Source organism: Burkholderia sp. Ap-955, from assembly GCF_011753045.1.
In the GTDB taxonomy this organism is placed as follows: domain Bacteria; phylum Pseudomonadota; class Gammaproteobacteria; order Burkholderiales; family Burkholderiaceae; genus Burkholderia; species Burkholderia lata_D.
In genome coordinates, this window is sequence record NZ_VWWH01000161.1 from 1 (window position 1) to 8475 (window position 8475).

At 70.8% G+C, this 8475-nt stretch carries 5 protein-coding genes; 4 read left to right on the forward strand and 1 reads right to left on the reverse strand.

Annotated elements, in window-relative coordinates; genetic code table 11:
* From F3J15_RS36345 to F3J15_RS36355, 3 genes are all read left to right on the forward strand, one after another.
* Nucleotides 1–186: iron chelate uptake ABC transporter family permease subunit (locus F3J15_RS36345; RefSeq protein WP_166897480.1), on the forward strand; the 186-nt coding region annotated here is incomplete at its 5' end.
* The gene (gene fhuF / locus F3J15_RS36350) at nucleotides 183–986 is read left to right on the forward strand and encodes a siderophore-iron reductase FhuF (RefSeq protein ID WP_166897483.1); all 804 of its coding nucleotides are present in this window, start codon (nucleotides 183–185) and stop codon (nucleotides 984–986) included. The genes F3J15_RS36345 and fhuF, both read left to right, overlap by 4 nt.
* The gene (locus F3J15_RS36355) at nucleotides 983–2005 is read left to right on the forward strand and encodes an iron-siderophore ABC transporter substrate-binding protein (protein WP_166897486.1); all 1023 of its coding nucleotides are present in this window, start codon (nucleotides 983–985) and stop codon (nucleotides 2003–2005) included. The genes fhuF and F3J15_RS36355 overlap by 4 nt, the downstream gene beginning before the upstream one ends.
* A gap of 198 nt (nucleotides 2006–2203) precedes the next feature.
* Here F3J15_RS36355 and F3J15_RS36360 read toward each other — a convergent pair whose 3' ends face one another.
* Entirely contained in the window at nucleotides 2204–3949 is a 1746-nt protein-coding gene (locus F3J15_RS36360) for a cyclic peptide export ABC transporter (protein ID WP_166897489.1), read from the reverse strand.
* Between the two features lie 272 nt (nucleotides 3950–4221).
* Here F3J15_RS36360 and F3J15_RS36365 point away from each other — a divergent pair.
* A partial coding sequence (locus F3J15_RS36365; protein ID WP_166897492.1) for a non-ribosomal peptide synthetase occupies nucleotides 4222–8475 on the forward strand: 4254 nt, incomplete at its 3' end.

Here is an 8475-nt window from a genome sequence, read left to right on the forward strand (position 1 = left end):
CGGACGCGGCTGTGGCTCGCGGCCGCTTGCGGTGCGCTGATCCTTGGCGTGGCGGATCTCGCGGCGCGTACGGTCGTCGCGCCGCGCGAAGTGCCGGCCGGCGTGCTGACCGCGCTGATCGGCGCGCCGTACCTGCTCGGGCTGCTGATCCTCGAGGGGCGCCGCGCCCGGCGCGCAGGGCGATGACGCCCGCGCTCGACGGCGCGCGCGCCACGCGTTTTTCGACGTTCGCGCCCGAACCGTTCGCCGAACACCTCGACGTCGTCTGGCTCGGGATGCCGGACGACGCGCACGATGCGCCGGGCCGGATCGTCGTACCCGTCAGCGCGTTGCCCGCGCATCGCGACATCGTGCTCGACGCGATGGTCGGCCATTACGGCGGCGATCCGGCGCAGCATGCGCGCGCGCTGATGTCGCAATGGAGCAAATACTATTTCGGTCGTGCGGCGCCGGCCGGCGTCGTCGCGGCGCTGACGCTCGGCCGGCCGCTCGACATGTCGCCCGAGCGCACGTTCGTCGCGCTCGACGACGGGATGCCCGCCGCGCTGTACTTCCCGCACGATGCGCTCGGCGTACGGTGCGACGACCCGGCGCCCCGCTATGCGGGGCTCGTCGCGCATCTCGACGCGGTGATCGACCTGCTCGCGGCGATGGGTCGCGTCACGCCGCGCGTGCTGTGGAGCAACGCGGGCAACCTGCTCGACTATCTGCTCGATGCGTATCGTTCGCTGCCATGCGCGGCCGATCCCGTCCGCGATGCGGACTGGCTGTTCGGTTCGCGCTGCGTGCATGGCGAGCCGAATCCGCTGCGCGTCCCCGTGCGCGATGCCGTGCCGCGCTCGACGCTGCTGCCGACGCCGTTTCGTGCGCGTCGCGTGTGCTGCCTGCGCTATGAAATTCCTGGAGAAACGCAACTGTGTGGAAGCTGCCCCCTGCTACTGACGATGGACGACGCGGCGCTGGCCGAGCAGGACGCGATCCGGTGATCGATGCCGGCCGCCGGCAAGCGCTTGGCGCACTCGCGGCGCTCGGCGCCGCGTGCTGTGGCGCGCTATCCGCATCGTCCGGCGCCGTTGCCGCGACGCTCGATGCCCACCGCGCGCAGGGGGCGGTGTCGCTGGCCGGCAATCCCGTCGTGTCGCAGGCGAGCGCGACGATGCCGGTGCGCCCGCAACGCGTGGTCGCGCTCGACTTCATGTTCGCGGAAAGCGTGATCGCGCTCGACATCGTGCCGGTCGGGATGGCCGATACCGCGTTCTATCCGGGCTGGCTCGGTTATCGAAGCGACCGGCTCGCGAACGTGACCGATATCGGTTCGCGCCAGGAGCCGGGCCTCGAGGCAATTGCGGCGGTCAAGCCCGACCTGATCATCGGAGTCGGTTTCCGCCATGCGCCGATCTTTGATGCGCTTGACCGGATCGCGCCGACGATCCTGTTTCAATTCAGCCCGAACGTGTCGGACGGCGGCGTGCCGGTCACGCAGCTCGACTGGATGCGGCAGATCTTCCGGACGATCGGTGCGGTGACGGGGCGCGACGCGCGCGCGCAGGCGGTCGATGCGCAGCTCGACGCAGGCATCGCGCGCAATGCGGCGCGGCTCGCGGCCGCGGGCCGCACGGGCGAGCGCGTCGCGCTGCTGCAGGATCTCGGCTTGCCCGACCGCTACTGGGCCTATACGGGCAACAGCACGTCGGCGGGCCTCGCGCGGGCGCTCGGCCTCGATCCGTGGCCGAAGAAGCCGACGCGGGAAGGCACGCTGTACGTGACGTCGGCCGACTTGCTCAGGCAGCGCGAGCTGGCCGTGCTGTTCGTGACCGCATCGGGGATGGACGTGCCGCTATCCGCGAAACTCGATTCGCCGGTGTGGCGCTTCGTGCCCGCGATGAAGGAACACCGGATCGCGCTGATCGAACGCAATATCTGGGGGTTCGGCGGGCCGATGTCGGCACTGAAGCTGGCTGACGTGATGACCGATACGATGCTGAAGCTGCCGGCCATGCGTTGAGTCGAGTGCGCGGCGGTCGATCGGCGTATGACGCCGCTTCGACTTCGACGGACAGGGCGCTGCGGTTGGCCTGATGCTTGGTGATCGGAGCGGGCCGCTACACGAACGCGCCATGCGCCCGTCATACTTCCTTCCGAAATGAAAATCGCCGACGCACTGCCATTGCAGCGCGTCGGCGATTTTTTCATCCACTGCCTGTTACGCGCTCAGCGCATCGACGCCGTCCTGCGCGCGCGACCGCGCCGGCGTCGTATCGCTGACGATGCGCCCGTTGTCGAGCTTCAACAGGCGGTCGGCGAGATCGAAGTAGCGGTCGTCGTGCGTGATCACGATTACGGCCTTGCCGCGCGCACGCAGCTCGGGCAGCAGTTGCTCGTAGAACACGGCCTTGAACGACGGGTCCTGGTCCGCCGCCCATTCGTCGAACAGGTAGAACGGCCGGTCCTCCAGGTATGCGACGACGAGCGCGAGCCGCTTGCGCTGCCCGGTCGACAGCGCGCGGGTCGAGAACGCGCCGTCGACCACCTTCACCTTGTGATCGAGCGCGAGCTTCGCGACCAGCGCGTTCGCGCGCGCATCGGCCTGCGCGCGGGACGGATCGTCGGGATCGACGATGCCGAGCAGCGCATCGAACAGATGGAAATCGTTGAACACCGCGCTGAAGTGCTGCCGGTACGCGGCACGCTCGCGCCAGCCGATCGTGCGGCCATCGACCTCGATCGTGCCTTCCTCGGGCTCGTAGAGGCCCGTCAGCACCTTCGCGAGCGTCGTCTTGCCGCTGCCATTGCCGCCGACGATGAACACCAGCTCGCCCGGCTGGATCGTCAGGTCGATCGGCCCGATGCTGAACATCCGTTCGTCGCGCTCGTGGAAGTACGCATGCGTGACACCGCGCAGCGTGACGGCACCGGCCGGCGGCACGTCGGGTGCGTCGGCTGCGGGCGGCACCGTGCGCAGCGCGCCGAATTCGGCCATCACGCCTTCGATCCGCGTGAGCGACACGCGGGCCGCATTGACGGTCGGCAGGTTGTTCAGCAGCCCGTCGAGCGGCACGAGCATGAACAGGAACACGACGACGTAGCCGGCGGCCGCGGCCGGATCGGCATGCACGCCGAGCTGCGGCCAGAACGACGCGATGCCGAGGAACACATAGAACAGGAAGATGATCCAGCCGACCCCGACCGCATACGCGCTGAACGCGCGGCGGCGGTGGTCGCGCACTTCGCCGATCGCGGCGCCGAGCTGGCCGTCGACGAACTGGCGGGCGCGTTCATCGTGCAGCTTCAGCTCCTTCGCGCCGGAAAACAGCGAGCCGAGATAGCCGAACAGCCGATCCTGCGCCTGGCCGGCCGCTTCGAGCGATGCGATCGCGCGGCGGTCGCCGGTGTGATAGCCGAGCGAGCCGGCGAGGATCGCGGCCAGCGCGAGCAGGCACACCGGCCACGACAGCCACGCGAGGTAGCCGAGGCAGCCGAACACGATCGAGCCGTGCATGACCAGGTTCGGCAGCGCGAAGAACAGCATCGACACGTTGGTGGCGTCGTCGGTCAGCACCGACTGCACGGGCGCCGCGCCGATCCGCTCGATGTCGCGCAGCTCGGCCGCGCCGACGCGCCGCGCGAGATGCACGCGCAGCCGCGCCATCGTGTCCTGCGACAGGCGGGCAAACAGCGTGCCGGACACGATCCGCGTGACGAGTGCGATCACTGCGCACAGCGCGAAGCGCCACGCGAGCGACGCATCGGCCGCGCCCGGCTGCGAGAGCGCGCGGTTCAGCGTCGCGACGAGCAGCACGCTCGCGACGCCGTTCAGCACACACGCGGTGAGCGCCAGCGCGAGCGATACACGGCTTTCGCGCAACAGCGCAAGGATCAGGCGCGCCGCGGGGCGGCCGGGGGAAGCGTCGAGGGACGGCGGGGAAGAAGGCTCGTGGGCGGCTGTCATCGGCAACGTCGGTAAAGGGAAGGCAAGCAAAAACGCGGAAACGGCAAAACGGGCGCGAAAGCGGTGGGCGAGGCGGGGCCCCGTTCCGGCTTTCCTCCCTGATAGACGAACGGGCCGCGCAAATATTTAGCGGCCCGTTCAAAAAAAGCGTCCGCACGCGCTTTGCGCACAAAACGGTAAAAAATCGGCCGCGCCGTTCGTCACACCAGTGAAGCCGCCCCAAGCGGCCCCGAGACTTGGCCGAAGCGGCCGGACCGAAGGACTTCACGCACATGACGAGTTTCCCGACTGCGCTGCATCACCGAATCCGCGAACTGGCGCGCATCGAGCCCGACGCACCCGCCATCGCGGTCCCTTTCCAGAATGACTTGCGCCTGTCGCGCGGCGCGCTCGACGCGCGGGCGTCGCGGCTGGCCCGGCAACTGCGCGCGGCCGGCGTCGGCGCGGAAGTGCGGGTGGGCGTGTGCGTCGAGCGCTCGGGCGAACTGTTCGTCGCGCTGCTGGCCGTGCTGAAGGCGGGCGGCGTGTTCGTGCCGCTCGATCCGCGTCATCCGGCCGCGCGCCTCGACTGGATCGTCCAGGATGCGCAGTTGCGGCACGGGATCGTCGACGCGGCCGGCCGTGCGGCGCTCGGCAAGCCGTTCGAATACGCGTTTGATATGGCAGCGGAAGCGGCGGACGGGCAGCCTATTGCCGCCGATGACGAAACAGTGACCGTCCACCCGCGTTCGGCCGCCTACATGATCTATACGTCGGGGTCGACCGGCACGCCGAAGGCGGTCGTCGTCGAACACGGGCCGCTCGCCGCGCACTGCGACGCGCTCGCGGCGGCGCTGCCGATCGAGGCCGGCGACCGCCTGCTGCATTTCGCGTCGGTCAATTTCGACGCCGCGCACGAATGCTGGCTCGCGCCGCTCGCGACCGGCGCGAGCATCGTCGTGGCGCCGCCGCAGCCGTTCGCGCCGGATGCCGCGCATGCGCTGATGGTGAATGAATCGGTCAACGTGGCCGCGTTCCCGCCCGCATACCTGCGCGAGTTCGCGGCGGTGGCCGCGCGCGACGGCGTGCCGCCGGCACTGCGCGTGCTCGCGTTCGGCGGCGAAGCGCTGCCGCAGCAGGCATTCGAATTCGTGCGCGGCACGTTCCCGTCGGTACGCCTGATCAACGGCTACGGGCCGACCGAGGCCGTGATCTCGCCGATGCTGTGGCCGGTCGAGCCGGGCGAGACGCCCGTGCTGGCCGCCGACGATGCGTACGCGTCGTTGCCGATCGGCCGCGTGATCGGGCCGCGCGTCGCGCGTGTCGACGGCGGCGAGGCCGACGGCGTGGGTGAACTGCTGCTTGGCGGCGTCTGCGTCGCGCGCGGCTATCACGGCCGCCCGGCGCTGACGGCCGAACGTTTCATTCCCGATGCGGACGGCGAACCCGGTGCGCGCGTGTACCGCACGGGCGACCTCGCACGGCTGCGCGACGACGGCGCATTCGACTATCTCGGGCGCCTCGACGATCAGGTCCAGGTGCGCGGCGTGCGTGTGGAGCCCGCTGAAATCGCTGCGTGCCTGCGTTCGCATCCGGCCGTGGCCGACGCGGCCGTGGTCGCTGAAACCGGCAGCGGGCCGACGCGGCTGATCGCGTGCGTCGCGCTGCGCGCGGCGGCCGACGATGCGGCGCTGAAAGCGCATGTGGCCGCGCAGCTGCCGGCCGCCTGGCAGCCGCACCGGTTCGTGCGGTGCGATGCGCTGCCGTACACGCTGAACGGCAAGATCGACCGTGCCGCGCTGCGCGAGAAGCTCGCCGCCGCGCGCGACACCGCGCAAGGCCGCGGCGACGCACCGCGCACGCCGACCGAACAACAGCTCGCCGGCCTCTGGCAGACGCTGCTCGGCCTCGACGTCACGCCGTCGCGTGACGACCGATTCTTCGCGCTGGGCGCCGATTCGCTCGCCGCGATGCAGTTGCAGGCCGCGATCCGTGCTGCGGTGCGCGTGAACCTGCGGCTCGACACGCTGTTCGCCGATCCGGCGCTCTTCGAACTGGCCGAAGCGGTCGATCGTGCGGAGCGCGAAACCGGCGAGCCGCTGGCCACGATTTCCGCACGCCGTGCCACGCGCGATGCGGGTGCGGCGGGTGTGCCGCATGTCGACCGTGCCGCGTCGCTCGCCCAGCAACGTTTCTGGGTACTCGCGCAAACGCGCGATGCGAGCGCCGCGTATCACATCGCCGCACACTGGACGATCGACGGCACGCTCGATCGCGCGGCGCTGCAGCGCGCGCTCGATCACGTGATCGGACGCCACGAAGCCTGGCGCACGACGCTCGTCGACAACGACGACGGCGTCGTGATGCAGCGGATTCATGCCCATCTGCCGGTGTCGATCGCCGACATCGACCTGCGCGACCAGCCGCCCGCCGCACGGGACGCGCAAGCCGCGCGTCTCGCCGAGCGCGATGCGGCCGAACCGTTCGACCTCGCACGCGGCCCGCTGCTGCGCGCGACGCTGGTCGCACTCGCCGACGATCGTCATCGCCTGTTGTTGACCGCGCATCACGCGATCACCGACGGCTGGAGCTCGCGCTGCGCGTTCGACGAACTGTCGGCCGCCTATTGCGCGTATGCCGAAGGCCGCGAGCCTTCGCTGCCCGATCTGCCGATCCAGTACGCCGACTATGCGGACTGGCAACGCGACATGCTGGCCGGCGGCGAGGGTGAGCGTCAGCTCGACTACTGGCGCAGCGCGTTGCGCGACGTGCCGGGCTCGCTCGCGCTGCCGGTCGATCGTCAACCGGGCGCCACACGCACGCTGCAAGGCGCGCGCGTGTCGGTGCGGCTGCCCGACGCGGTCGCGGCCGACGTGCGGCAACTCGCGCGCGACGCGCAGGCAACGGTTTTCACGGTGCTGCTGGCCGGGCTCGACGCGTGGCTGTCGCGCCTGACCGGCGCAACGGACGTCGTCGTCGCAGTGCCGGTCGCGCATCGCCAGCGCCCGGAAACGCGCGCGCTGCTCGGGCTGTTCCTGAATACGGTCGCGCTGCGTGTGCAAGTGGCGCCGACGCTGCCGTTCCGCGCGCTCGTCGATGCGACCCGCACGGCGGCGCTCGACGCGGTCGCGCATCAGGACGTGCCGTTCGAGCGCGTCGTCGATGCGGTGAAGCCGCCGGTCAAGCGCGGCGACGAATGGCTGCGCGTGAAATTCGCGCAGCAGTTCGATGCGCGGCACGACAGCGTGCTGCCGGGCGCGACGGCCGTTGCAACGCCGGGGCCCGACCTCGCCGCACGCTTCGATTTCGCCGTGGATTTCACCGACGATGCGAATGGCATCGAACTGGTCGCGGCCTATGCGACCGACTGCATTGACGCCGACACCGCACGGGCGTGGCTCGACAGCTACGCGGCGCTCGTCGGCGCGGCCGCGCGCGATCCGCACCAAACGACGGCCGTATTGCCGTGCGACGCGTCGGCCGCTTCACGCCAGCCGCGCGACGGCCGTGCACTGCGCGTCGAGCATGCGGACATCGTCGCCGCGTTCGCGCGGCAGGCCGCCGCGTATCCGCATCGCGTCGCGCTCGCCGATGAGTCGGCGTCGCTGACGTTCGCCGAACTCGACGACGCATCGAACCGCATCGCACGTGCGCTGACCCAGCGCGGCGTGGCCGCCGAAGCGTCCGTCATCGTCTGCATCGAACGCTCGGCGCGCTTCGTCGTCGGCCTGCTCGGCGCGCTGAAGGCCGGTGCGCTCGCCGTGTTGCTCGATCCCGCGCAGCCCGCCGCGCGACTGGCCGCGGCGGCAGCCGACTGCGGCGCGCGCTGGGCGCTCGTCGCGGACCCGGCCGCGTGGCCTGCCGGCATCGACGCACAGCCGCTCGACGTCGACGCGCTCGCGCAGGACGCAACCCTCGCGCATGCGGCCGGCGTGCGCATCGCACCGCATCCGGAACAGGGCGCGTACCTGATCTATACGTCGGGCTCGACCGGCACGCCGAAGGGCGTCGTCGTGTCGCACGGCGCGCTGGCCGACTACGTGCAGGGGATGCTCGACGAACTGGCGTTCGCCCCGGACGCGTCGTTCGCGATGGTGTCGACCGTCGCGGCCGACCTCGGTCACACGACGCTGTTCGGCGCGCTGTGCGCGGGCCGCACGCTGCACCTGCTGCCGGCCGCCTGCGCGTTCGATCCCGACCTGTTCGCGGACGAAATGCGCCGCCGCGACGTCGGCGTGCTGAAGATCGTGCCGAGCCACCTGCAGGCGCTGTTAGACGCACGTGTGCCGGCCGACGTGCTGCCGCGCCACGCGCTCGTGACCGGCGGCGAAACGCTCACGTGGGCGCTCGTCGCGCGCCTGGCCGCGCTGGCGCCAGCCTGCCGCGTGATCAACCACTACGGGCCGACCGAGGCAACCGTCGGTGCGATCGCCTGCGACACGGCGTCGATCGCCGCCGATGCGCGCGATCCGGCGAGCGGCGTGCCGCTCGGCCTGCCGCTGCCGAATGCGCGCGCGCTGGTGCTCGACGCGTTCGGCGCGTGCGTG

Excerpts from the sequence above, each read along its gene's own strand:
- fhuF (WP_166897483.1), top strand. The coding sequence starts at position 183 with ATGACGCCCGCGCTCGACGGCGCGCGCGCCACGCGTTTTTCGACGTTC.
- F3J15_RS36360 (WP_166897489.1), bottom strand. The coding sequence starts at position 3,949 with ATGACAGCCGCCCACGAGCCTTCTTCCCCGCCGTCCCTCGACGCTTCC.